We start from the raw sequence: 24451 nt of genomic DNA, 5'->3' as shown, positions 1-24451 counted from the left end.
ATACAGGCGCGATCGCCAATTAAAAATATCACCTATTCATTCTCATCATAATTAAACATTAAAACAAATTTTTGTTTAGGTAAAACCAACATAGGTACATATATAGGATGACCATCCCATTTCTTGCTTTTTTCACCTTTTTGATAGCAAACAATTAACGTTGGGACATCGGGATATTTCTCTTTAGCCTCTAATGACCACCTACCTGATCCGAAGCCAAACATCCACTCAAAAGGGTCTTTTCTCGTCATATCTAATCCTTGATTATTATTTCTTTCACCTCTACGAACATTTAAACGACCCTTTGTCATACCCTTTGATTTTATATCTGTTAATCCTTTGATAATACGTTTATCTTCCCATTTTTCTGAGAGGATATAATGACTTTTTGTATAATTGAGTATTTTAATTATAAAGTCTATATCAACTTCATAATATTGATTATTATCTTGATAATTTATTAAAAGGTTCTCAATTTCTTTGAAATTATCCTCGATTTCATCTTTTTTATAGGCTGGACTTTGAGGAAAAACTAATGAACCTGGTACTAATACATCAATTACTGAAGGATCTAAAACATTAGAACGAGTTGGTTTAAGATTTCCTCCTATCCAAACAGGTTGTAGTTTTATATTATGAATATCATCTCCAATTGCTTGCCGCATCGCTTCATCTGCTTCGTGAATAGAACGAAAAGCGTCTAGTATATGTTTTGGTAAAAAGAGGCGTGTTACATCTTTCAATTGTGGACGATAACCATACATTCGAGCATGTTGATGAACTGTATCCATCACTTTTTGTTTTGCATCTCGTCCATAATAAGTTACCATTAAACCATCAATTGTTACACCTCTTCCTAATCTATTACCCCCAATTAATATGTTCATACCAGGATTATAATTAGGCTCTTTTTCAGGGTTATTTGCATTAATTATTTTAGGAATTGCACGTCTTAATTGAATTTGTAATTCATCTATAAGTTCAGTAATTGGAGGTAAATTATCAGCAGTTTTATTTAGCTCGTTGTAAGCTTGAGCTAACCATTTGCGAGCTTGTTGATTTTCTGTATGTGAACTCTTTTCTCTAATTGCTTGATCTAAGTTAATTACAAATTGACTAATCACTTTTTCTAATACACTATGAATATCTTGCTTATAACAAACATGAGCAAGAAAAGAATATTTCTCATCTTCTTTTTCAGAAGATAGCATTTTGTAGATTGCACCTAAGAAGAAGCAACAAAGTGCAAGTCGTAATCCTTCAGGAATTATCCATTTATTCCCAGGATTTATTGCACCTTTTTGTTTCTTAAGTTCGTTGATTTCTCCAGCATCTACAATATAAGAGTAGTTACTTTCCTCAGCAAAAAATAACTCTCCTCCCATATAACTATCTCCTGGCTCTGGTAATGCGGCACAAAATTGTGGCTTACAAGGCTGAGAGAGCTTTTGTAATAATAAACTTTGAGGAGTTGCTGTAATTTGAATATAAATATGATTAGCAACCTCTTGACGAATTTTACCTATCGTCTCAAAAATTTTACTATCATCAATTGCATCTTTTCCTTTTTTAGCTTGTTTAGATTCATTCGTATTTAAACTAGCGTTATCCGCTTCATCATCAAAAATCAAAGTAGGAACACATTTGATTTTTGCTGCTCTTAAAACTTTCAATAAATTATCTAAGTGATGACCGTTTTTTGTAGAAACTAATACAACACCTGTATCTTTTATATAGGGTGCAATTTTAGTTTTTGCAAAACCATCAGGGTCTTTTTTCCATGCTTCCCAATCAAAGAAAACAGGGCCTGCTTGAACTTGATTATTAAAACGATTAGCCGTTTGTTTTCCTAACCATGTATTATCAGAGGTTAAAATAATAAAACAACGAAAATTATTTTCGTGAGCCAGTGCTAAAGTTGCAATAGTTGTATTGGTTTTACCGCTTTGAACTCGACCATAAATAAGTCCAGTTGTTCCATTAGGAATAGCGTCTGTTCCCTTATAAGGTTGACCCACTAAACCTGTACTATTTTTCCCGACATCACCAATACCAAAATTTTCTGAATAAACATTGACACAATTTTGGACAATTTCAATAGCAGTTTTTTTTAGTTGATTCGCTTCTTTTGCTCCGATTTGTTTCTCTAATCTCTTAATTAATCTATCAATACAGTCGCCATTAATTTCAATAGGAGTATGTGTCATAGGTTATTTGGTGTTGATAAAATTACGTCAGGCCAATTGTTTTGAGGGACTGTATGTTCTAAGGGAACTCTTCCCGTACCTTTCACATAATAACTTCCTCTTAATTCTCTTTTAACAGAAACACGTTGGTTGGCTAAACCCTCACTAGGATCAATAATTGTCCATAATTGTTGTTCTGATAGACAACAAACGCCATCCCGATGACAAATCAATGCTATAAAGAGTTTGACATCAGGATAGGTTTGATGAAACCTTGTCAGTGCATTTTCTTCCTGTGAACTGAAGCTAAATGACCATGAAGAAGTAGGTTTTTTTGATATTTTAAATAGAATAGCAGATTCTTGATTTGAGTTTTTTATAATATAAAGAGATAAATGAATAGAAGATAAATAACTTATAGATATATAAGATGTTCCTTTGAGGAGTCGAAGAAAAGCTGCACCTTGCAGAAATTCTAGATCATTAATACTCATTGAACTCTTACCAAAAATTATCTATATGAATAATAAATATCATAAGAGGAAGTATAAAATTTTTCCAGTGTTTTTTCTGTTGTACTGCGAATTAATTTGTCAAACAACAAATCGATTTTTGCCGTGAAAAAAAGTAAACGCACCTTGCTAATAAAGTCAAAGTGCGATAATCATTAAGTTCACCTACGTGAATCTTGTTTTGGTTCTGCGATTTATAATCGCCAGAACTAAATGTTAAATATCAATCTCGCTCAACTCGCGTGTGATGTGATCGAATGGTTCATCAACAAAAGCAGTATTAGCCACACCTGCTGCTGCCACTTGTTCCTTAGCTAGATCCTTGAGTATCTGCACACCGCGAACCGTTGGCCCGATGGGTACTCCTAAAGAATTGTAAGTTTCCCGCAGCCCTTGTAGCACTCGTTCATCCAACACATTGGTGTTGCCAGCAACCAGCGCATAACTGGCGTAGCGCAAGTAATAATCTAGATCCCGTAAACAAGCTGCATAACGACGAGTTGTATAGGAATTTCCACCGGGACGAATCAGTTCCGGTAGTTCTTCATATAACTTCAAACCAGCCTGCTTGACAAGTCCAGCCGCATTAGAGTTGATCGCCGCCGCTGCCTGTACCCGTGCTGTACCACTATCAAAGTAAGACTTTAGGCTATCTAGCGCATTCCGGTCAAAATACCGACCAGCTACGTCATAATTCTTAATTAAACTTGTTACCGCATCGCGCATTCCTTTTTCTCCCAATCGTTGCTATCTATGGTTTGATATTTATTTGGCTGCACTTATGCACCAGTAAATTTTTGTGCTATTAAAAATAGATTCGGCACAAAAACAAACTATCCACTACATAAGGATTCTATGCCAAAGTTGACCCCTATGTGATGAACTTTCCAGTTTTGTACAGATGATCGGGGAAAGGTTAATATAACCTGTAATCCAGATATCTGTAGCACAAGCTACAAAATACCCCAATGTCTAGTATTTAAGATATTTCAGGTGTGTCACGGCTGGATTGAGATCAGCAGGGTTAGGATGCTTTGGAAGATTCTGGTTTTACTTTAAGGAAATTGGTAGAGAAGGAGTAACAATGACAACACCACAAGAAGTCTTGAAGAGAATTCAAGATGAAAAAATTCAGCTGATTGATCTCAAATTCATCGATACAGTAGGGACTTGGCAGCACCTCACACTGTACCAAAACCAAATCGATGAGACTGCATTCACTGATGGCGTACCTTTTGACGGTTCCAGCATCCGGGGTTGGAAGGCTATCAACGAATCGGACATGACGATGGTACTCGATCCCAACACTGCTTGGATCGACCCATTCATGGAAGTGCCAACGCTAAGTATAGTTTGTAGCATCAAAGAACCCCGCACGGGTGAATGGTATAACCGTTGTCCACGGGTGATTGCCCAAAAAGCAGTAGACTACCTGGTTTCCACTGGTATTGGTGATACAGTCTATTTTGGCCCTGAAGCTGAGTTCTTTATCTTTGACAATGCTAGGTTTGCTCAAACCGCCAACGAAGGCTACTACTTTTTAGACTCCGAAGAAGGTGCTTGGAATTCCGGTAAAGCCGGTACAGCTGAAAAACCCAACTTGGGTTACAAACCACGCTTCAAAGAAGGTTACTTCCCAGTTTCGCCAACGGATTCTTTCCAAGATATCCGTACAGAAATGCTGTTGACAATGGCAGACTTAGGTGTGCCCATTGAAAAGCATCACCACGAAGTTGCTACAGGTGGTCAGTGCGAGCTAGGTTTCCGCTTTGGGAAGTTGATCGAAGCCGCTGACTGGTTGATGATTTACAAATATGTCATCAAGAACGTTGCCAAAAAACATGGCAAAACCGTCACCTTTATGCCAAAACCCATTTTTGGCGATAACGGTTCGGGAATGCACTGTCACCAGTCCATCTGGAAAGATGGTCAACCTCTGTTTGCAGGTGATAAGTATGCTGGTTTGAGTGAAACAGCATTGTATTACATTGGCGGTCTGCTCAAACACGCACCAGCCCTGTTGGCCATTACCAACCCCAGCACCAACTCATACAAGCGCCTAGTACCTGGTTATGAAGCACCTGTTAACTTGGCTTACTCCCAAGGGAACCGTTCTGCTTCTATCCGTATTCCTCTGTCTGGCACTAACCCCAAAGCCAAGCGCCTAGAATTCCGTTGTCCAGATGCTACTTCTAACCCCTACTTGGCATTTGCTGCAATGCTTTCTGCTGGTATCGATGGCATCAAGAACAAAATCCATCCTGGTGAACCCTTAGATAAAAATATCTATGAACTCTCTCCAGAAGAACTGGCGAAGGTTCCTTCAACTCCAGGTTCTTTGGAATTGGCGTTGGAAGCACTGGAAAACGATCACGCTTTCTTGACAGAATCAGGCGTCTTCACAGAAGACTTTATCCAAAATTGGATTGACTACAAGCTGGCTAACGAAGTCAAGCAATTGCAGCTGCGTCCTCATCCCTACGAGTTTTACCTTTATTACGATGCTTAATTAAGTATTGTATCTAACTAAAATTCTAAATTTTGCCACCCTCTAGGGTGGCTTTTTTTCCCAATCGAACAGCTATTTTTTAACGTGATGCTGAAAACTATCGATATTGGGCATGGGGCATTAGGAGTTAGGAGTTATTCTACCCCTACCTCCCCTGCTCCCCATCTCCATCATCTCTCTCATCGAATCCAACTCGCTACTAACTCATGGTCGCGTTGCTGCGTCCATAAATCATCCGAGTAGTCGTATCTATCTTCCCTTGAATCGGGTTCCAGTAGTGAGACGCTTCTTCAGGAAGACCAAGTTCTTGGGCAGCACGCATCAGCATTGATTGTTGGCGATTCTTGACTTGCTGATGTTCACGAACCATTAACGCACGAGATTTTTCTGCGATAGACATAACCATAGTCCTCCCTGTTTCTGTAGTGAATATATATTTTTTGTTTTTCTCTAAAAACTAATATAACAGAAAAAACTGTAACATACGCTACTATTTTTGATTAATTTTTTAAATTTTAGATTTTGAATGCCAGTGCATATCAAAGAAAAAGCTTTGCTGTAGAGGCTTTTGGCGATTTTATTTGTCAAAATCATTATTCAAAAGTAATAACATTTTTTACAAAAATTCATATAATGTCTGGTACTGAAGTGGAGATTGAGTAATTGATTTTTTGAATTTTTACCCTTTTTTTCAGTAATCCAGTGGGAATACGGCAATTGCAAAAAACTAAGTTAGGATCGACTACAGGTTTATAAAACTTTATATAACTTTATGACAGTTACCTACCCACGTAAATTTCAGAATGCTTTGGGTGCAAGGGAAATCTTGAAACGGGTGGTATGCGATCGCGAAATCCATCTAATTACTCTGAATCGCTACCGCTACAGCGAACAACGCAGTTGTAAAGACCTGACGGACTTAATCGAGCAACTGAATGGACAGCCACGGGAACTAGTGCGGGATTTATCTCACCACATCTCAGATGAAGCTCGTCATGCCATGTGGTTAACTGATTTGCTCATCGATCTAGGAAGCGATGTCGGAGCTCCCCCCGGAACTTCCTATATTGATGAATTCGATCGCCTGCTCGACAAAGACGCCTACGATCCAAAACGCAACTTAGAGGACGGTATAATTGCTGCCATAGCAGCAATTAATATTACCGAAAAACGAGGCTGTGAGTATTTTTCCGCCCATATTTACGCCCTCAAGCAAGCGCCGCAAACTGAAGAAAACATCAAAATCCGGGAAACAATTGAAAAAATTTTGCCAGAGGAAACAGGACATGTGCGCTGGGGTAACCGTTGGCTAGCAGAACTCGCGCGTAAAAGTCCAGAACATCGGCAAAAAGTAGAGCAAGCGAAGCAAAAATATACTGCAATTGAACAGGCGGCCTTTGAATCAGGAATGGATATCACCTTAGGAGCCGAACTGCGGCGAGTTGCCAACCTGCTGGAAGTAGCGAATACCATGCCGGTTTGGGAACGTCCTCAATATCTGATGGAACGCTTACCCCAGACTTTGCTAGCACCTGAGTTGCAATTTACTAGGATTCAAGCTGCACAAAAAGCTTGGCAACGCGACCCGCAGGCGTTTTTCGAGAAGTTTGTGCCCATGTTCCTCAACGGTATCCAGCGAACAGAAGATAATCGCAAGAAAACAACCGTGTGAAGAGAAGGAGTGGGGAGTAGGGAGTAGGGAGTGTGGGGAGTGTGGGGAGTGTGGGGAGAAAGAGAATTTATACTTCCCCCTCCTCCCTCTCCTCCGACACCTCCCACACCTCTCAATGCCCTATGCCCCATGCCCCATTGTTTAGACAAGCTCAGATGAGGCGAAGATCTATTATTTGTTGATGTAGATAGCCAGCTACTCAATCTGTGAGAAGACTTATTTGGGAATAAAGAGAAGTTGCCTTAAGGTTGTTCCCCAATTAGCAAAATGTCGGAATTAGATGTTTTTTAAATTAATTGATAACCTAAGTAACATCTGTTTCAAAAGCAGTTGAGGGTTGAGACGCAGAGCTTGCCAAGAATAGCAGTAACAGTTGTGTGGCTTTTGAGGAGTTGGTGATGCTGTTGATCGAGGCAGTTGGTTTGATTTGCCTTTTGATTTCCAGGTTTGATGCCAACTACTATATACAGCAGATTGCAGTTCAAATACTAAGCGATCGCTGAAGATTTTCGTGTGTTAACTGTATATATTTCTGCCAGAAAAGCTGTGAAAAAAATGCTAACAACATCCTGTTTTTAGGTACTTTTTTGACAAAAACAGGCATTATCCTGCGGTAGTTAAACAACAGCATAGATGTTTGTGAATTTTTGCATCACTTCTCTGCGTCCACTACCGCGATGACGTGGCGCATCATCTGGATTTTGTTCAGATTGCGCCGAGAGCAACTGTTGCCAAGCTGGCATCGAAAGCAGCCGATTTTCTTGGAAAGTTCTGTTTGCCCTTGGTATTGCCGTAAGTCGGCGTAGTTTAGGAAAGGCCGCAGAATCGTCTACAGACTTTCTGCTGGTTAATTGATTGTCCATTGCTTGGCAGTTAGAAGCTAAGGGGCCGAACACCAGACTCGAAACTAAAAGTGAAATGGCAGCACGCATAGCAGATGTCTATTTTGGAACTCTCCACTTCACTGATACTTAGCTTTTTTATGAATATCCGGACAATTCATCAAAAAGTATTGTGTTTTACTGAAAATAAACTCCTCTTATCCTTGGTCCAGATGTTCGACTAATAACCAATTACTGAAGTGATTCTGACGACCCCATACTGTAACTAATTGTTTGTCGGGATAAGCGTTTAACTGTTGGTTGATATGCGATCGCAAAGTCACAAGCTGCCAATTTTGCCCTTGATATGCGCCCGGTGCAGTGACAGTGAATCTGTATTCTTGCTGATCCAAGCGGTAGAAAATACCTTGAAAACACTTGTTTTCTGGGATTAATACCTTGTCAACATTAGATTCAGAGTACTGATCGGTGGATGGCCAAGGGCAATCACCGCTAGCTGGATAGGCTGGTGGGTTATTTAAGTAATACAGTTGCCGAGGCAGCCAATCCGAATGATTAGGTGGTAGATTAAAAAAAGGTATGATTATCGCTTTTGCGCGATCGTCTTGTAGTAAAGCCGCTTGTAGCTCCCTGACAGGTAAATCCCTTGGCTGGCAGTTTAACTCAACACACATGGCTGCTGCCATTCCCCCTGCTTGACCAATGCCCATAACCACGGGTTGTAATCTGGTTGCGCCATTGGCAATGTGGGAGACAGAAATATTCTTTTCACAAACCAAGAAACCATCCGTTGTGGCTGGAATTAGACAACTGTAGGGAATTGTAAAGGGAGTCCCAGTCCAGCGTCCCCCCCATCGGATAGATTTCGGTTGCAGTGGAAATTGAACATCAGGATAATGATGGTCGTTGGCGTAATTACCAACGGCGATTGCATCATTAAATATAGATGCAACTCTACCTCCAGCAACAGGTAAAATATCCTGTTCACGGACAGTAGTTACTCCCACTAAGCGCCGACTTTCTCGGTAATAGGGATGCAGTGCAAAAGCTGTAGGAGTGTGAGGAAATACTTGTTTTGCTAAACCATAGCGACGGCCAAGTTGATTTTGAATAAAATGGGCAAAATTTTGACTGTGCCAGCGTGATTCTTGGATAAATTCACCCCTGGCTACGTCTGACTTTATCAGTCGCTCTACCCCTTCGCCGTAGTCATTGCCACAGATTGGCCAATTAATCATGAAGCGATCGCCAGGTAAACGTCCATAATTTAAAAATGTCTCAGCGCCATATTTATCCCAAGCACCTGCAAATAAGGATGGATTATAATTGGGCGCAGCCGGAATTTCTGGGGCAACGGCTTCACCAAAGTCTTGCATAATCACTACATAAGTGGGCGCTTGCACCGGATATCTCTCGGTTAAAGAGTTAAAAGCTACTGGGGCGCTGGGTTCTCCCCACTCAGATTGCAATTCCCAGCCCCAGCGGTAAGGTATGTCAGCTAAAGCTAATAAATCTCCTAATTCTGTGGCATCGAGAATAATCTTGGCTGTGACAGCAAAATTAGCAAAGCGGACACCAGTAATGCGATCGCCTTGTCGGTAAACATCTATTGGCACTTGTCCAGAAATCCAGTGCAGATTCGGTAATTCCTGCACCCAATCGGCAAAAATCTCTGCCCCAATGCGGGGATCGTAACTAAAAAAGCTTACCCAACAGTTATCTAATCCACCTGGCTGTCGATGCCGTAATTCCTGCAAAAACGCACCCCATAACCCTGTTTGCAAGGCTTCTAATTCATTGCCATCGGGTGCAGACACTCCAGCCGAAGTCAGCATTCCCCCCAACCAGGAGAATTGACTCACCAGAATAGTTTTAGCTCCCCGTCGCGCCGCTTGGATAGCAGCTGCGGTGCCTCCAGTTCCACCGCCGACAACTAGAACATCAGCTTGATATTGATTAGCCATTCGTGAACCTCACTAAACATTCGAGATATTGTCTCTAAATAAAGTGGGTTTAGACAAGATATAGCCCTTAACAGATAGCTAATACCAAAAAAAAGGGACTGACAAATAAAAAAATATCGAATTAACTATTGTAGAGTGGGCGTCTCGCCCGCCCAGTAAATAAGGCGGGCAAGATGCCCACCCTACAAAATTGGATAATTTATTTCTTGTAGAGACGGCGATTTATCGCGTCTCTATTTGGCGATTTATCGCGTCTATTTTGGTCAAGATATACCACAATCAATTTGTACAGTGCGTCAGTCCCATATTATTACCAATTTTTCACAGCTACGGCTCAATCAATTTTTTTTCAGAATTACGGTATTTAGTAATTAATTTTTGGTGCTGGATGGGTGCATAAACCAGTGTATATAAAAAGGGTATTCCTGTTATCCCCAACGCCACAATAGTAGATGGATTCAGAAAACTCATCACAAAACCAAGACCGACACTAATTCCAAATGCTGCGGCAAGTAACGACAACCAATCATTAACAATCTTCAAAACAGCCCACATCAAAAAACTGGTGGGAAAGCCAATTATTGCTCCGGCAATTCCGCCAACAATAGAAGCAAAAAAGCCTCCCCATACAATCCCCCACAACGACTTTAAAATAATGCTCACTAAATCACTGGGTCTATTTGAATCAAAGATGGTTCCATACACACCGCCGATGATAATTCCCAGTACACCAAGAATCATTGCGCCTCCAAACATAACTCCGGTTATATCTTTCCAAGAGTCATATTTTTTCTGCAAAAAGTGGTCAATTCCACCAATTAAAACACCTAATACAGCCCCTAAAATAGCTGCTACTGTACCAAAAATGAAAGCCCCAGAGCCACTCTCAATGAAAGTCTTAGAACCACTGCCCGTGTATTCAATAGGTAAGAGTCCGATATTGTGAGATGCTAAAGTTGCAACAATCCAAGGTATAATTCCAATGAGTGCAAACGCGAGTATCTCACCAGTTAAAAACGCCCAAATTAAACTTGCATAAGATTTTGATTCTCTCTTTTCAATGGGAATCAGAGCCGTTTGTACTTTCACCGTCAAAGTATGAATTGCTGGGTATGCATTTGTATGCAAAAGTAACTGGCGTTTATATAACTTATCTGCCATTAATTGACTAGTATCCACTTCAATATCACACTTTGTATGATTGCCTGCAACCTTCTTTGGTGTAATCCTAATCCAAGGATGAGAATTTACTTCATGTGGCGGATCGTGAGGATGGGGAGCAACTTCCCAATGTCCTTTTAGTACTGTGTTTGGTATGACATTTTCAATAGTGATAGATTCTCGGATTTTTTCGCCTAAGCGTATTGCGATAAAATCTTTTATCTGATGGCTGAATTCGACTTGTGGACATCGGGTAACATCAAGAAGTATCAAAGCGTTGAGTGCTTGTTGTGCATTTGCAAAACGGTTTTTGAGTTTGGGTTGTACCATCATTTCCAACCAGTCCAGAAATCGCAGACTTAGTTTGGGTAACAAATGTCGAAATCGAATTTGGGAAGGATCGTCTTCATCGATGATATTTTGGATTTGAGTCGATTTCGTTCCTGTCAATAAGCAAATTAATGTTACTCCCAAAGCATATAAATCTGTCGCTGTTGTCGGCTTTAATAATTGTTCTGGCGGAATAAAACCAGGCGTCCCTACGAAAACACTACTACTTGAGACTTCTTGACTACCAATACGAGCAAAACCAAAATCGATTAAGTAAACATTTAATTCTGCATCTACTAAAATATTTTCTGGCTTAATATCCCGATGAATAATACAAGGAATACGACATTGGAGATATGCCAGAATCTCTAATACTTGAATGGCGATTTGTTTGATGTCTTCCGGCTCAAAAGTGCGAGGAACCGCTAAAGAAGGAGCGTCAATATATTCTTGAACTAAGCAAAAGCCATTTAATGTGGGGAAGGCTCCTAAATATTTAGGAATCCTTGAATGATTGAGTTCTTGTAAAATCTCGATTTCTCGTTGGTGAGCTTTAAAATCTGACCAATTGGAATCTATTTGAGCAAAAGAATACTGCTTGATAACTACTTGATTATCCGTCGTCATAGATGACGCCAGCCAAGTAATTCTTCCTCCTTGTTGGTTACGTCCTAATTCGTGGCTAATTTTATAGCCATATTTTGAATAATCTGGTTTAGTATTCATAATACAATCTGATGAAATTTATTTATATAGGTAAGTTTTGAGTGTCTATCTACTTATTATCGAATGGAATTCGCCAAATATTCATAGTAGTTTTATCTTCAGCATGAGTTACCAGAATCCGATTGTCGGGACTAAAAGCGAGGATATATCCATGAATTTCAATACTATCTTTTAGCTGACCTGTTGCTAATTCCCAAGTTTGGAGATTATCCTTAGTCTTTGTAATTAGCTTCTTACTATCTGAACTAATTTTTATAAAATCTAAGTTACTATCTAAATCTGAATTCCGATTTTTTGGAAATGTACTTTTCAACTCACCAGTTTGCAAATTCCACATTTTCACATCACTATTAGTAGATGTATTCCAACTCAGTAGGGTATTGTTATCTGGAATTAAGACACCAACCGATTCATAAGATTGAATATTATGTCCAGTAAATGTACTTTTTAGTTTGCCTGAAATTAAATCCCAAATTTTGATTTGCCCATTGTATTCAGTACTGACAATTGTTTTTTCGTCAGGACTAATAGCAAGAGATTTAATTTCGCTTGCATGACCTGTTAGCGTTTTTTGTAATGTCCCATTTGTTAAGTTCCAAATATTTAATTTTCCTGTTTTATCTCCACTAACTAAGATATTGCCACTTTTACTCATCTCAACTTTGCTCAATGCATTATTGTGGACAAGCTGATTTTTTAAAGTACCAGTTTTTAAGTTATAAACACTGATTAGATATTTTGTTATGTCTGGCTCAAAAGAATAAGGAGAAGCTGGTTTACCCTTTACGATCTGCGTACCGCCGTCAATGACTACAGTTTGTCCATCTTGACTTGTTTTCACAAAACTAATTGTTTGTGAATTTCCTAGTTCGCGTATTAATGCGCCAGTTAGTACATTCCAAATTCTGACGTTTTTAGATTCAGCACTAACTATATACTTGCCATCAGGAGTAACGCTGAGATAATCTACTACTCCTGTATGGCCTGTGAGGGTGCGTTTTAATTGACCAGTTTGTAAATTCCAAATTTTGATAGTGTTATCTAAACTGCCACTAATCATAGTATTATTATCAGCGGTAATAGCAGCAGAACTTACTGCTAATGCGTGACCTTTGAGAGTAGTTTGTAATATCTCGCTATTCGCTACTGTTGAATGTGCTTGAGTATCAGAATTCTTGTTGGCTGTAGGAGATATAATTGAAATTCCTTTCCATAGCAGTAATTGTACTAGCAGCAATATCATGAACGGAGTCAGATTACGCTTCATAAAAGTTCCTTTCACGTTATACATATTTAGACAATTAACTCTAAAAAAAGTAAAGTAATTACTTAGAATGAAGTATAAAAAATGTAAGCTTTAAAAAAGTGATGTAGTTTGATTCAGTAAAAATGTTCAAACATAATTACAAACATTTCTAAGCAGTTAAAAATATAACTCTATTTTGGAAATGGAAAATCCCTTATTAAAAAAATGTAATACTCTCTAGTTACATTTAATTGAATACGGTTGGGATTCAGATAATTTGTCCAACCATAAAATTTGTGGAGACGTTGCAGTGCAACGTCTCTACACGCCCATCAGACAAGATAATTTATCTTGATTTCGGATATTTCGTTTGTGTAGTATTTGTAGGGTGCGTTACGCGAAACGCTAACGCACCAAATCCTTAAGAATGGTGCCGTACTCTCGCCCATAACGCACCCTACGTATCTTTTCAAAAATCAAATAATAGTCCTATAGTACAAAATAAATCTTACAGAGAATAGCTTAACGTTGACCACTAATGTTACATCTAGTATCGTTAAGTGTGGAAAAACCAACGTGAAAGCACAGGTATTTAGAGGCGTTAATCAACTGTCTTACGAAGATATCCCAGTTCCAACCCTGGAAGCTGATGAGGTACTCGTACAGGTGCGGGTTGTGGGGTTGTGTCAGTCAGATATTAAAAAAATTCGTTATCCACTGTATGAACCGCCGCGCATTTTTGGACATGAAACGGCTGGTACGATCGCAGCACTAGGCAATAATGTCAAAGGTTGGCAAGTTGGACAACGGGTAGCAGTAATGCATCACATCCCTTGTATGCATTGCGCCTACTGCCTAAATGACAATTTTTCAATGTGCGATGTCTACAAAAATATTTCCACTACCGCAGGCTTTAACGCTAGTGGTGGCGGTTTCGCCGATTATGTCAAAGTTCCCGGACATATTGTCCAAAATGGCGGGTTAATTCCCATCCCTGACAATATCAGTTTTGAAGAAGCGAGTTTTGTCGAACCTACTAACTGTTGCTTGAAAGCAGTGAAAAAAGCCCAAATTGCCGCAGGACAAACAGTGTTAGTCACTGGGGCAGGGCCAATTGGGTTAATGTTTATCATGTTGGTGAAGTATTTCGGAGCAAAAGCGATCGCCACCGATTTACTACCCTCTAGAATTGAAAAAGCTTTGAGTGTCGGTGCAGAGGCGGCTTTTGATGCCCGTGATGCCGATTTAACAGCAAAAATCCATGCCCTAACTGGTGGACTAGGTGTTGATGTCACCCTCCTAGCTGTCCCCAGTGAAAAAGCATTTTTTCAAGCACTTGATAGTACCCGCAAAGGTGGAAAAATTCTGTTTTTCGCCGAATTTCCTGATGAGGTGGAAATTCCCATTAACCCCAATATCCTCTACCGTCGGGAAATCGACTTGATAGGCAGTTATAGCTCATCTTATCGGGTTCAGAATTTATCAGCTGATATTGTATTTAATCAGCGGATTGACGTGAAAGCATTGATTAGCGATCGCTATCCATTAAAAGATTTATCAGCAGCTGTAGAACAAGCGATCGCACCCACGGCGGAAACTTATAAAATCTTGATTTATCCGTAAAAGCGAGGTGGGGGGAGTGGGGAGTAGGGAGTGGGGAGTGGGGGGATGAGGGGGATGAGGGGGATGAGGAAGTGTTAAAAATAGAAGTCTAATGTTCAGAAGTTCAACGACGAAGCTCAAAGGTTCAACGACGAAGCTCAAAGGTTCAACGATGAAGCTCAGAGGTTCAACGACGAAGCTCAAAGGTTCAACGACGAAGCTCAAAGGTTCAAGCTACTAATCTTAATACTCCCCCATCTCCCTCATCCCCCCATCTCCCCCTATGCCCTACACTCTACTTTTCGTCGCCCTACTAGCCTTTTACGTCGCCTGGAATCTCGGAGCAAATGATGTTGCTAACGCGATGGGAACTTCCGTAGGTTCCAAAGCTGTTACTCTCAAACAGGCACTAATAATTGCAGGGATATTAGAGTTCACGGGTGCTGTCTTATTTGGACATCAGGTAACGGAAACCTTAGCAACGAAAATTGCTAATCCCGGTTTATTTGCTGCTACACCCGAAATACTTGTGATTGGGATGGCGACGGTGCTAGTTTCCTGTGGTGTGTGGTTGCAAATTGCCACATCGCGCGGTTTACCAGTGTCATCTTCTCATGCGGTTGTTGGTGCGATCGCTGGATTTAGCTGGGTAGCTTTGGGAGTAGACGCAATTGATTGGTCATCAATTGGCATGATTACCGTTGGCTGGGTTTTAACACCTGTAATTAGTGGTGCGATCGCAGCTTTATTCTACAGTCAAATCAAGCACTGGATTTTAGATCGACCTAATCAATTAGTCCAGTTACAAGAGTGGATTCCCTGGTTAAGTACCGTGCTGATAGGTGTATTTGGTGTGATTGTATTACCTTCCCTCACTGAACCCCTAACCAATTTTGTAATTGAGCAAATTGGTTTCAAAATCCCTGCTTACGACATTCCACTGTTAACTGGTGCAGTAGCAGCAGTTGGACTGACAATTATTAGCTGGCGACAATTAAAACAGACGGGAGATAAGGCAGATAAGGGAGAACTACTTTTAACTCCCCAGTCCCCAGTCCCCAATCCCCAATCCCCACTCCCCAATCCCGTCGAAAAATTATTCGCCCGATTCCAACTCTTGAGTGCTTGCTTTGTCGCTTTTGCTCATGGTTCTAATGATGTTGGTAATGCGATCGCTCCTTTAGCTGCGATCGTCTACATCGATCGCACTGGTAGCGTACCTGTGGATGGTATCACTATCCCTATCTGGATTTTAATCCTTGGTGGTGCTGGTATTGTTGGTGGTTTAGCTGTTTGGGGTAAAAAAGTCATCGCCACCATTGGCGAAAACATCATTTTCTTGCAACCTAGTAGTGGATTTTGTGCGGAACTGGCTACTGCTACCACCATCCTCATTGCCTCCCGACTAGGTTTGCCAGTCTCCACTTCCCATGCCCTTGTCGGTGGTGTCGTGGGTATTGGATTGGTGCAAGATATTAAATCGATTAAGTTTAAAACTCTACAAGGTATTGCCGCCGCATGGCTAATTACAATCCCTGTTAGTGCGGTTCTCAGCGCTGCCATTTTTAGCATCGCCCGGATTTTGTTATTTTAAAAATTATTAATATTTTTCTAATTTTTACCTCTACGGTACTCCTATTTGATTTTTGAATAAACTCGCCTTCAACTCGCAAAGGCTAATTCCCTATTCTCATACAATACCTTCGCCAAATCGAAAAATCGCTCAATTCGTAGGTTGGGTTGAGGTACGAAACCCAACAAATACGTTGGGTTTTCACACGGTAAGCCCAACCTACAAAAAAATGGCGTTCGCGTAGCGTCTCGCAGAGAAGGTATTGCTCATAAAGACGCGATTCATGGTATCTCTAGCCACTCCCATGTATGCTGTAGGAGTTCAAAAATCAAAGCGGATTGCTATAGTCGCTATCAAACCCACACTGCAACAACACCAAAAAAAGGCGTTTTTGCAGAATTGCTGCTCATTTATTAGAATGTTGTGCAGGGGATAGCGTAACCTTGAATTTCTACAGAAAGATACTTTAATCTCCATCAGAGATGTAAACTGTCACTCAAGTTACATTCCACACAAATTTACAGCTAGTTTCGCAAGTCAGAGAAATTTTTGGCGATCAGGCACTCAAGAGCAAGTCTTTGATAATAATATTGCCACCAAAACAATAAATATAGGACTTACGCAAATTGTAATTTTGAATTTCGATACAAATCTGAGATCGATTAAAAACCGGAGCGCCGACTTGGGGCGAACTGAATTTTTTTTTCAATCTTGGCTTCCTGAAATCAGAATAGGGGTTGATGCTTTGGTAACCTTGTGTCTAGCATGACAGAATTACGTTGATATGCGGAAGTGCTGTTAAAATTTTTAGTTTATCTGACAAAATACAGGAAATTAGTATGAGTGCCAATCAAGTCTACGGGAAGCAGCTTTATTGTCAAGGCGTTAGAGGTTAGAAGCTAATGGGGCGATTCGAGAAGCAACCAGAAAACCCGCGAGTCAGAGGCGAGCTCTCTAGAGCAGCGGAAAATGCTCTTTGGGCTGTAGTTGAGGACTTAGAAAATCTCCAGCAGAATGTCCTCAGAGCGTTGCAAGAAGACATAAAGCGGCTTCAGGCAGAAAAAAATCGGTTATCTGATGATATTCAAAGCTTGCTAGAAGAAAAAGAGCATTTACAACAAGTGCGGCAAATTACTGAGCAGCAAGTATTAATTCGTCAGTTAGCAGAAGTTCTGGCAAAGCATATATCTTCACAACTGCAATCCTCTCTGGCAAATTTAGCTACGGAAAACATAGAGGGCAAATCTTACGAACAAGCTGCACTCAAATCCGCTGAAGTTAGCAGCAATGTAGTAAGTGAAATCAATGAAAAAGTCGAACACATGTTTGACAGCCTTGATGACACCGTTACCATCACTTTTAATTCCCTGCAACAAGAATTAAAGAATTATCAAAGTAATCTTTCCCAACAGCTGTCACGGATGTACAGCCAACAGCAGCAAGGGGAAGTGATTTTGACAGAGTTTGTTAATCGCCTGCATGGACAACTAGAAAAAACTATACAAGAAACTTCACGCAAAGCGCCAACAACAGGTACACCGACTGTTTTGCAGCTGACGGAGCCAGAAACAAACATTTTTTTGGATACATCCCCCCAGGTTGAGGAAGTAGTCAGAAATTCCCCTGAGCCAATTTCTGCGATTCCTACTCAATTTTCCCAAAGCCAAACTCCACCACAGAAAAACGTCACTGAGCCAATTTCTGTCCTCAATCCGGATTTGTCCCAAAGCCAAAGTCCTGTAGTTCTACCACCGCAGGAAAACGTCACTGAACCAATTTCTGTCCTCAATCCGGACTTGTCCCAAACCCAAACTCCACCACAGCCTGCTGCTGTAGTTCTACCACCGCAGGAAAACTCCACTGAACCAATTTCTGTCCCCAATCTGGACTTGTCCCAAAACCAAACTCCACCACAGGAAAACGCCACCGAACCAATTTCTGTCCTCAATCTGGACTTGTCCCAAAACCAAACTCCACCACAGTCTGCTGTTGTAGTCTCTCCACCAAAGGAAAACCCCACTCAACCAATTTCTCTCCCCAGCAACAACTTATCCGAAAATGAAACTTCATCAGAACCTCCTGAAACATCAGTTCCACAGCAGCAAGCAACGCAACCTTCACTAAAAATAAACGCTCCGGAACTAGCTTCTGTTCTCCGCAAAAGTGTGCCACAGAGGAAAGCTAAACTCACACATGTGACTGCGCTGGAGCCGCCAAAGGAGGTAAAAAGTCCTATAGGGCGATCGCCCAATTCCTCAGGCTTATCCTCGATTCAAATTGGTTTTTTACTGATTGTTTTGTCCACAGTCATATCCTCGCTTTACAACGTAGCAATCAAAGTGATTTTTCACGAAGGTTCCCAAATTTTCGGCGTACTGGAGGTACAGCAGTTGCTACCACCGACTTTGGGCAATACTTTCTTAATTTTGACCATGCGATTTATGGTAGTAGTACCACTGATGGTACTGTTATCTCCCATACTGCATCCGAGACTGTGGCAAGATCTAGAAAACTTGGCTGATTCAGTCCGAGGAAATCCCACACCTACTAATGCCGCTACAAAGCAGATTTTGCTGTTGTCAATTGTCAGTGGGTGCTTTTTGTTTTTGTCTCAAGTGCTAGTTTATATTGCCATAGCTCAAGTTCCCACCGGAATTGCGATCGCACTTTTCTTTATTTATCCAATGATTACCGGTTTATTCTCGTGGTTTTTGTTCCGCGATCGCCCTACCATATTTCGTATAGGGGCGATCGCTGCAATTTGCTGCGGTGAATTATTGGTTTTAGGAACTTCTCCCACCACTGGTATTGGTAATACTTCACTAGGAAGCAGCGCCGCGATTATTTCTGGCGTAGCTTTTGCTGCTTACATAATTCTGACGCGGGTGTGTGCTAGTAAATTGCATCCGGTGACTTTTACTTTAATTAACTTCGCTACCATGTTGCTGTTGAGCTTTATTTGCTTGATGTTACCTTTACCAAGCAACTGGAATTTGCTAATTGATCCCACGAAAATGCTGGAACTGATTTTAAGCGCATTTATTTTGGGTGTCTTAACTCTTTCTGGCTATTTGCTCAATAATGCAGGGATTAGTAAGTTAGGTGGCTCACGTTCAGCCCTCATCGGTGGTAGCATCCCAGTTCTAACCGTGATTTTCGCTGGGTTAATCATTCAAGAAAATTTGGATATCGTACAAATTTTGGGAGTATTGTTAGTAACTTTTGGCGCCGCTGCTTTCAGCTTTGAAACAATGCGAAATCAGGTTAAACCCTCCACTCCCGCCAATTAAATGACCAGTTCAACCTGCCGAACTTTGATGGTAGCTACAGTAGCTGCCATCAATTTTAGGACTTATGCACCGTACAAATGCATCGTGATGTGAATTAACGATGCATTTGTTGTTTCAGGCTTTTGTTAATTATCCTGCGATGCCTACGGCGGTAAACTACGTAAATAGACCATGCCGTAGGGGCACAGCGTTGCTGTGCCCTTACGAAAGATATGGTTTTTGAACTTATTCATATTTGGCATTTATTGTCAATGCGTAAGTCCTAAATTTTTCCTTGCATACTGATTAATATGTATAGCAAAGTACTAAATGACGAGTGCTAAGTATTGTTAGCGGTAGCGGGGCGTTGAGCCATTGCTGAGTACGCTGAGTGAAGAGTTATTATTTTCCCCCTGCTGCTCTGCTCCCCACATTCCCTCGCTTCCTACTCCTCACTCCCCACTCCCTTTAGGGAACATTGCATTTTTAGAGATTTAGCCTGATACAGATAGTAAAACACGTATATATGAGCAGTGTGAGTAGTACTGACTCAAGGAATTGAGCATGAGTACTTGCCCCAAAGACAAGATTTGCAAGGAGTTGAGACGATTACGGCACGTTTTGGAATAGTAGCACCAATGTCTAGACCATACCAATTTGAAAAATGATTGCGACAGATGGATTCACAAAACCCGACTATTGTCGCTATATGCATATATTGAGCGATCGCCCAACAAAAAGCTACTAACAGATGTTTTAAAAGTGTACCGTTGTATCGATATCCCCGCATCCTCTGCTTTTTCAGGGGGAAAAACTTTCTCAAAATCCTGATTTTCATGAGAGCGCCAGGGATATCTAAAGTTTTTCATACATCAGCCACCATTTTTAAAACATCCTCTAAGCTGTTCCATATTTATATAGGACTCATATTTGATTTTTGAACAAAACTCAGTACACTTTTATTCCTTCTTCCCAGTCCCCAGTCCCCAATCCCCAGTCCCTTACCTCTACGAGTGATTCAGAAATCAAATCGGATTCCTATAGGACTTACGCAAGTTTCATAGTTTTGTCCCTAGAGGTCATTCAGAATCAAAAGTCAAGACTCCAAAAAACCGGACTTTTGACCTTTGGCGTTTGACTCTTGACTCCTATAAATGATGAAAGTTTAAAACACTTTCATGAAAAAAATATAAATTAATTGCCGCAAAAAATATAAATAATCATCACTTGTAATCCAATATGTCTTATCATATTGTTGAGCAATCGCTAATTTTACGGTTACATAAAGCCTAATAAATATGCAGCCAATTCTGTCTGTATTGCATATTCAGAAATCAGTCCAGCAATTAAAAAAGATAAAGTCAGACTAATTTTTTTTAGGTTTTTTCAAATATCAGGAAATCTTGATTTTTGAAATTAAAAATTATTTAAATAACGTTAGCGTTCAAATTTATAAGATATAAATATATTCCCAAACCAAAAAATAATGATACAATCGTTAGCGATGTTTAAAAAAACAGGGACTTTCAAATTGAAATTATTTGCTCTACTTGATGTCTACAATTTTTCTTCAAGCCAGCGAGCTATATTGCCGAGACATCACTGGAGGTTGTGAACAGGATGATAATTCACAACTAGCCATTTGGCTGGGCTTGTGAATCTTGGCACACCTGGTAAGCAGCTTCCTTCTAGCTCGCTCCCTATTATTTCCAGTCAATTGTGTACTACAAATAATTCGTCAAAGCTAAATAAAAACCATCTTTTTCGAGTCTATAGATATCCCAGATGAACCACGTAAACTAGTTTTTGCTTTGAGCTACCATAATGTCATAATAAGCGGTAAGCAGCTTGACGTTGTTGCTCTTCAAGGACAAGAAACTAGAAAAACCTAAAGAACTTAAAAGCTTTGTAGATTAGTTACAACACAGTTGACTTTGAGGACATACAGCAGATTCAAGGAAAGTGAAGTACAGTACCTATGTCTAAAAGCTAGGCACGGAGACGATTCTAATTCTGAATTCTGACTCCTTGACTCCTGAATTCTGCTGTAAATCACGGTCAAGCTAGACTTAGTGATGCCCGTAAATTTCTGGACAGATATAGGGACGGTTATGGTAACAACACTGAATCTGTGTATGTACCAGAAAATATGCGATAATGGTAGTTTGAGCTACCACAAATATCATAGTTATCGCATACTAATATAGTCTGAAGTAAAGACATTGCTTTCAGCCAGGTGTATACTACCTATTTTCACTCGATTAAAAACTGTGTAAACGTGCTATTCAATTGTCTGTAATATGAGTAACGACATAGATCTGATCAAACGTCTTGACCCCAGTGCGATGGATCAGATCATGCTTTATCTGGCTTTTAGTGCCATGCGGACGAGTGGGCACAGGCATGGGGCATTTTTAGACGCAGCCGCAACAGCAGCCAAGTGTGCAATTTACATGACCTATCTAGAGCAGGGACAAAACCTGCGAATGACAGGACATTTGCATCATTTGGAGCCGAAACGGGTAAAAATTATTGTAGAAGAAGTCAGACAAGCGCTAACAGAGGGCAAACTGCTGAAAATGCTGGGTTCTCAAGAACCTCGTTATCTGATTCAATTGCCTTATGTCTGGTTAGAAAAATATCCTTGGCAACCGGGGCGATCGCGCGTTCCTGGTACGAGTCTGACAAGTGAAGAAAAAAGACAAATAGAGCAAAAACTGCCAAATAATCTACCTGATGCCCAGTTAGTTAGCTCATTTGAGTTTTTGGATTTGATCGAGTTTTTGCACAAGCGATCGCAAGAAGACTTGCCACCCGAACACCAAATGCCTTTGAGTGAAGCCTTGGGTGAGCATATCAAGCGCCGTCTGCTCTACTCAGGTACGGTAACCCGCATTGATTCTCCTTGGGGAATGCCCTTCTACGCTCTGACTCGTCCTTTTTACGCCCCAGCAGACGATCAAGAACGCACTTACATCATGGTAGAAGATACTGCTCGGTACTTCCGCATGATGAAAAACTGGGCAGAACGGCGACGAAATGCCATGCGCTTGTTGGAAGAACTTGATATTCTTCCAGAAAAAATGGAGCAAGCTATGGAAGAATTGGATGAAGTTATTCGTGCTTGGGCAGATAAGTATCACCAAGACGGAGGTATTGCAGTGATTTTACAGACAGCCTTTGGTGAAAGAGAAGACTAGTACAACTGTGCGGAATTCCAAACTTGCAAAGGCGATCGAGTGACGTAAGTTCAACGAACATCTTCTAACTCCTCTCCGTATCGGAGAGGAGAATTATAGTTTTTATTTATTTGAATAAAAATCACCATAATGGTAGCACACACTTGTTAATGAGTAGTATATTTTATTACTAATAGTTTAAATTTTAATCCAATTTATCTTCAGTATATACACAGATTATTTTTAAATCAAAAGTTATTACTATAACCTTAGTAACTCAAATAAAACTTACCAGTAGAACATTATAAAAACAATTCAGATCAAAATGTCCGCAAAGCTTAGATAACGTGCAGCTTTATGCGGTGCGCCCTGTTATCAGGAGGCGATTCCTTTAGGTTTTCTTCCTGGTACAGGTTTGTTTATTGGTAACCAATTTGGCTTATGGCAAAGTGACTACTGCTACCTGTAGATTTAGTTTTGTGTAACCGTTTTTGTACTCAACTAAGTCTAAACCATAACATTATTTCCTTAACAAAATTTGATTTATGTTAGCCACCTCTACCACTACTGCCCAGCAAGAGAATAACTTAATTCAGTGTGACGCTGACCAGGGATTTATCTCTTGGCTGAGTCAAGCCGGAGGTTCAGTTGCCATCAGCACCTACCAAGCCGGGAAACTAGCACTAGTGGGCTGGAATGGGCAACTAATTACCATGCTGTTACGCCAATTTGCCAAACCAATGGGGTTAGCAGTTCATGGTTCGCGTTTAGCGCTGGCTACCCACCACGAAGTCTATTTATTAGCCAATGCCCCCACATTAGCTTATGAGTATTTAGAAGACCAGCCTGGACGCTACGATGCCCTTTACCTGCCACGGATGACATACTTCACAGGCGACCTCAACATTCATGACCTGGAATTTGGTAGGGAAGGGCTGTGGATTGTCAACACCCGTTTTTCCTGTCTTTCTGCCTTGAGTCCAGACTTTAGCTTTGTCCCGCGCTGGCATCCCAAGTTTATTTCCGAAGTAGTACCAGAAGACCGCTGCCACCTGAATGGTTTAGCGATGGTAGACGGCAAACCTAAGTATGTGACTGCCCTCGGTACGACAGATACCGTCGGAGGATGGCGGCCGGGTAAAGCCAACGGTGGAGTCGTAGTGGAAGTAGAGAGCAATGAAATTATTGTAGATGGATTATCAATGCCCCATTCCCCAATTTGGCATGACGGGTTTTTGTGGCTACTCAACTCTGGTGCAGGGGAAGTATGGCGCATTCATCCAGAATCAGGAGACAAACAGGTAGTCTGTGTACTCCCTGGATTTCTGCGGGGATTGTGCTGCGTGGGGTATTACGCCCTAGTGGGACTATGCCAGATTCGGGAACGGCATATTTTTGGGGGGTTGCCCATTACTCAACGGTTTGAGCAGTTGCTTTGTGGCGTGGCAGTCGTAGATTTGCGAAATGGGCAGCAGGTGGGAATGCTGAAGTTCACCACAGGCTGTCAAGAACTTTATGATGTGCAGTTTCTTGCTGGTGTGCAGCGTCCGATGGTTTTGAATTCGGAACGAAAAGAAATCCGCCAAGCATTTACCGCACCAGAGTTGAACTACTGGCTGCGGCCGAGTGCTGTGATTCCTAATGACTAAAGAGTCTGTCTAGTTACAGCGTAATTGTTGA

General features: G+C 40.9%; 16 protein-coding genes. 7 read left to right on the top strand and 9 right to left on the bottom strand.

What is annotated here, in order from left to right; translation table 11 throughout:
• Positions 1-32: 32 nt before the first annotated feature.
• The 3 genes from IQ276_RS19590 to apcB all read right to left on the bottom strand — a co-directional run bounded on the left by IQ276_RS19590 (position 33) and on the right by apcB (position 3424).
• Positions 33-2207 (bottom strand): Z1 domain-containing protein, encoded by a 2175-nt coding sequence (locus IQ276_RS19590; RefSeq protein WP_193914505.1) that lies wholly within the window; start codon positions 2205-2207, stop codon positions 33-35.
• Positions 2204-2680: a hypothetical protein gene (locus tag IQ276_RS19585; protein WP_193914508.1), complete on the bottom strand. Its 477-nt coding sequence runs from the start codon at positions 2678-2680 to the stop codon at positions 2204-2206. The genes IQ276_RS19590 and IQ276_RS19585 overlap by 4 nt, the downstream gene beginning before the upstream one ends.
• A gap of 234 nt (positions 2681-2914) precedes the next feature.
• Positions 2915-3424: an allophycocyanin subunit beta gene (gene apcB / locus IQ276_RS19580; protein ID WP_190877006.1), complete on the bottom strand. Its 510-nt coding sequence runs from the start codon at positions 3422-3424 to the stop codon at positions 2915-2917.
• A gap of 358 nt (positions 3425-3782) precedes the next feature.
• On the opposite strand from apcB, the gene glnA reads away from it, so the two are divergent.
• The gene (gene glnA / locus IQ276_RS19575) at positions 3783-5207 is read left to right on the top strand and encodes a type I glutamate--ammonia ligase (RefSeq protein ID WP_190877005.1); all 1425 of its coding nucleotides are present in this window, start codon (positions 3783-3785) and stop codon (positions 5205-5207) included.
• 199 nt (positions 5208-5406) lie between these two features.
• Here the strand turns inward: glnA and gifA are convergent, their stop codons facing one another.
• Entirely contained in the window at positions 5407-5607 is a 201-nt protein-coding gene (gene gifA / locus IQ276_RS19570) for a glutamine synthetase inactivation factor IF7A (protein ID WP_190877004.1), read from the bottom strand.
• Positions 5608-5979: 372 nt separating this feature from the next.
• On the opposite strand from gifA, the gene IQ276_RS19565 reads away from it, so the two are divergent.
• Positions 5980-6879, top strand: coding sequence for a ferritin-like domain-containing protein (locus IQ276_RS19565; protein ID WP_193925824.1), 900 nt, complete (start codon positions 5980-5982; stop codon positions 6877-6879).
• Between the two features lie 617 nt (positions 6880-7496).
• Here IQ276_RS19565 and patX read toward each other — a convergent pair.
• The 4 genes from patX to IQ276_RS19545 form a co-directional block, all read right to left on the bottom strand.
• On the bottom strand, positions 7497-7811 hold the full coding sequence (gene patX, locus IQ276_RS19560) for a heterocyst-inhibiting protein PatX (protein ID WP_193920302.1): 315 nt from the start codon (positions 7809-7811) through the stop codon (positions 7497-7499).
• A gap of 107 nt (positions 7812-7918) precedes the next feature.
• Entirely contained in the window at positions 7919-9685 is a 1767-nt protein-coding gene (locus tag IQ276_RS19555; RefSeq protein ID WP_193920304.1) for an FAD-dependent oxidoreductase, read from the bottom strand.
• Between the two features lie 327 nt (positions 9686-10012).
• A complete protein-coding gene (locus IQ276_RS19550; protein WP_193920306.1) occupies positions 10013-11902 on the bottom strand; it encodes a protein kinase domain-containing protein in 1890 nt (629 codons plus the stop codon).
• A gap of 49 nt (positions 11903-11951) precedes the next feature.
• Complete coding sequence (locus tag IQ276_RS19545; RefSeq protein ID WP_193920308.1) at positions 11952-13169, bottom strand: WD40 repeat domain-containing protein; 1218 nt, start codon at positions 13167-13169, stop codon at positions 11952-11954.
• 555 nt (positions 13170-13724) lie between these two features.
• On the opposite strand from IQ276_RS19545, the gene IQ276_RS19540 reads away from it, so the two are divergent.
• The 3 genes from IQ276_RS19540 to IQ276_RS19530 all read left to right on the top strand — a co-directional run bounded on the left by IQ276_RS19540 (position 13725) and on the right by IQ276_RS19530 (position 19613).
• Positions 13725-14771 carry a zinc-dependent dehydrogenase gene (locus IQ276_RS19540; RefSeq protein WP_235115810.1) on the top strand — a complete coding sequence of 349 codons (1047 nt, stop codon included), beginning with the start codon at positions 13725-13727 and terminating at the stop codon, positions 14769-14771.
• Between the two features lie 262 nt (positions 14772-15033).
• Positions 15034-16344, top strand: coding sequence for an inorganic phosphate transporter (locus IQ276_RS19535; RefSeq protein WP_235115809.1), 1311 nt, complete (start codon positions 15034-15036; stop codon positions 16342-16344).
• 881 nt (positions 16345-17225) lie between these two features.
• A complete protein-coding gene (locus IQ276_RS19530; RefSeq protein ID WP_235115808.1) occupies positions 17226-19613 on the top strand; it encodes an EamA family transporter in 2388 nt (795 codons plus the stop codon).
• Between the two features lie 662 nt (positions 19614-20275).
• Here IQ276_RS19530 and IQ276_RS19525 read toward each other — a convergent pair.
• Positions 20276-20461, bottom strand: a complete 186-nt coding sequence (locus IQ276_RS19525) for a hypothetical protein (RefSeq protein ID WP_235115807.1) — start codon at positions 20459-20461, stop codon at positions 20276-20278.
• Positions 20462-21892: 1431 nt separating this feature from the next.
• Between IQ276_RS19525 and hetR the strand changes: the two genes are divergently transcribed.
• On the top strand, positions 21893-22792 hold the full coding sequence (gene hetR, locus IQ276_RS19520; protein WP_190876984.1) for a heterocyst differentiation master regulator HetR: 900 nt from the start codon (positions 21893-21895) through the stop codon (positions 22790-22792).
• Positions 22793-23316: 524 nt separating this feature from the next.
• On the top strand, positions 23317-24420 hold the full coding sequence (locus IQ276_RS19515; protein WP_193914380.1) for a TIGR03032 family protein: 1104 nt from the start codon (positions 23317-23319) through the stop codon (positions 24418-24420).
• Positions 24421-24451 lie beyond the last annotated feature (31 nt).

This window comes from Desmonostoc muscorum LEGE 12446 (assembly GCF_015207005.2).
Taxonomy (GTDB): Bacteria; Cyanobacteriota; Cyanobacteriia; order Cyanobacteriales; family Nostocaceae; genus Nostoc; species Nostoc muscorum.
The sequence above is the reverse complement of the archived record's forward strand: the minus strand, read 5'-3'. Positions and strand labels throughout refer to the sequence as shown.

Bases quoted from the DNA above. Each gene is read 5' to 3' on its own strand.
- IQ276_RS19585 (WP_193914508.1), bottom strand. From the start codon at position 2,680: ATGAGTATTAATGATCTAGAATTTCTGCAAGGTGCAGCTTTTCTTCGA.
- hetR (WP_190876984.1), top strand. From the start codon at position 21,893: ATGAGTAACGACATAGATCTGATCAAACGTCTTGACCCCAGTGCGATG.
- IQ276_RS19535 (WP_235115809.1), top strand. From the start codon at position 15,034: ATGCCCTACACTCTACTTTTCGTCGCCCTACTAGCCTTTTACGTCGCC.
- IQ276_RS19565 (WP_193925824.1), top strand. From the start codon at position 5,980: ATGACAGTTACCTACCCACGTAAATTTCAGAATGCTTTGGGTGCAAGG.
- IQ276_RS19555 (WP_193920304.1), bottom strand. From the start codon at position 9,685: ATGGCTAATCAATATCAAGCTGATGTTCTAGTTGTCGGCGGTGGAACT.
- apcB (WP_190877006.1), bottom strand. From the start codon at position 3,424: ATGCGCGATGCGGTAACAAGTTTAATTAAGAATTATGACGTAGCTGGT.
- IQ276_RS19515 (WP_193914380.1), top strand. From the start codon at position 23,317: ATGTTAGCCACCTCTACCACTACTGCCCAGCAAGAGAATAACTTAATT.
- patX (WP_193920302.1), bottom strand. From the start codon at position 7,811: ATGCGTGCTGCCATTTCACTTTTAGTTTCGAGTCTGGTGTTCGGCCCC.
- gifA (WP_190877004.1), bottom strand. From the start codon at position 5,607: ATGTCTATCGCAGAAAAATCTCGTGCGTTAATGGTTCGTGAACATCAG.
- IQ276_RS19545 (WP_193920308.1), bottom strand. From the start codon at position 13,169: ATGAAGCGTAATCTGACTCCGTTCATGATATTGCTGCTAGTACAATTA.
- glnA (WP_190877005.1), top strand. From the start codon at position 3,783: ATGACAACACCACAAGAAGTCTTGAAGAGAATTCAAGATGAAAAAATT.
- IQ276_RS19530 (WP_235115808.1), top strand. From the start codon at position 17,226: ATGGGGCGATTCGAGAAGCAACCAGAAAACCCGCGAGTCAGAGGCGAG.
- IQ276_RS19550 (WP_193920306.1), bottom strand. From the start codon at position 11,902: ATGAATACTAAACCAGATTATTCAAAATATGGCTATAAAATTAGCCAC.
- IQ276_RS19525 (WP_235115807.1), bottom strand. From the start codon at position 20,461: ATGAAAAACTTTAGATATCCCTGGCGCTCTCATGAAAATCAGGATTTT.
- IQ276_RS19590 (WP_193914505.1), bottom strand. From the start codon at position 2,207: ATGACACATACTCCTATTGAAATTAATGGCGACTGTATTGATAGATTA.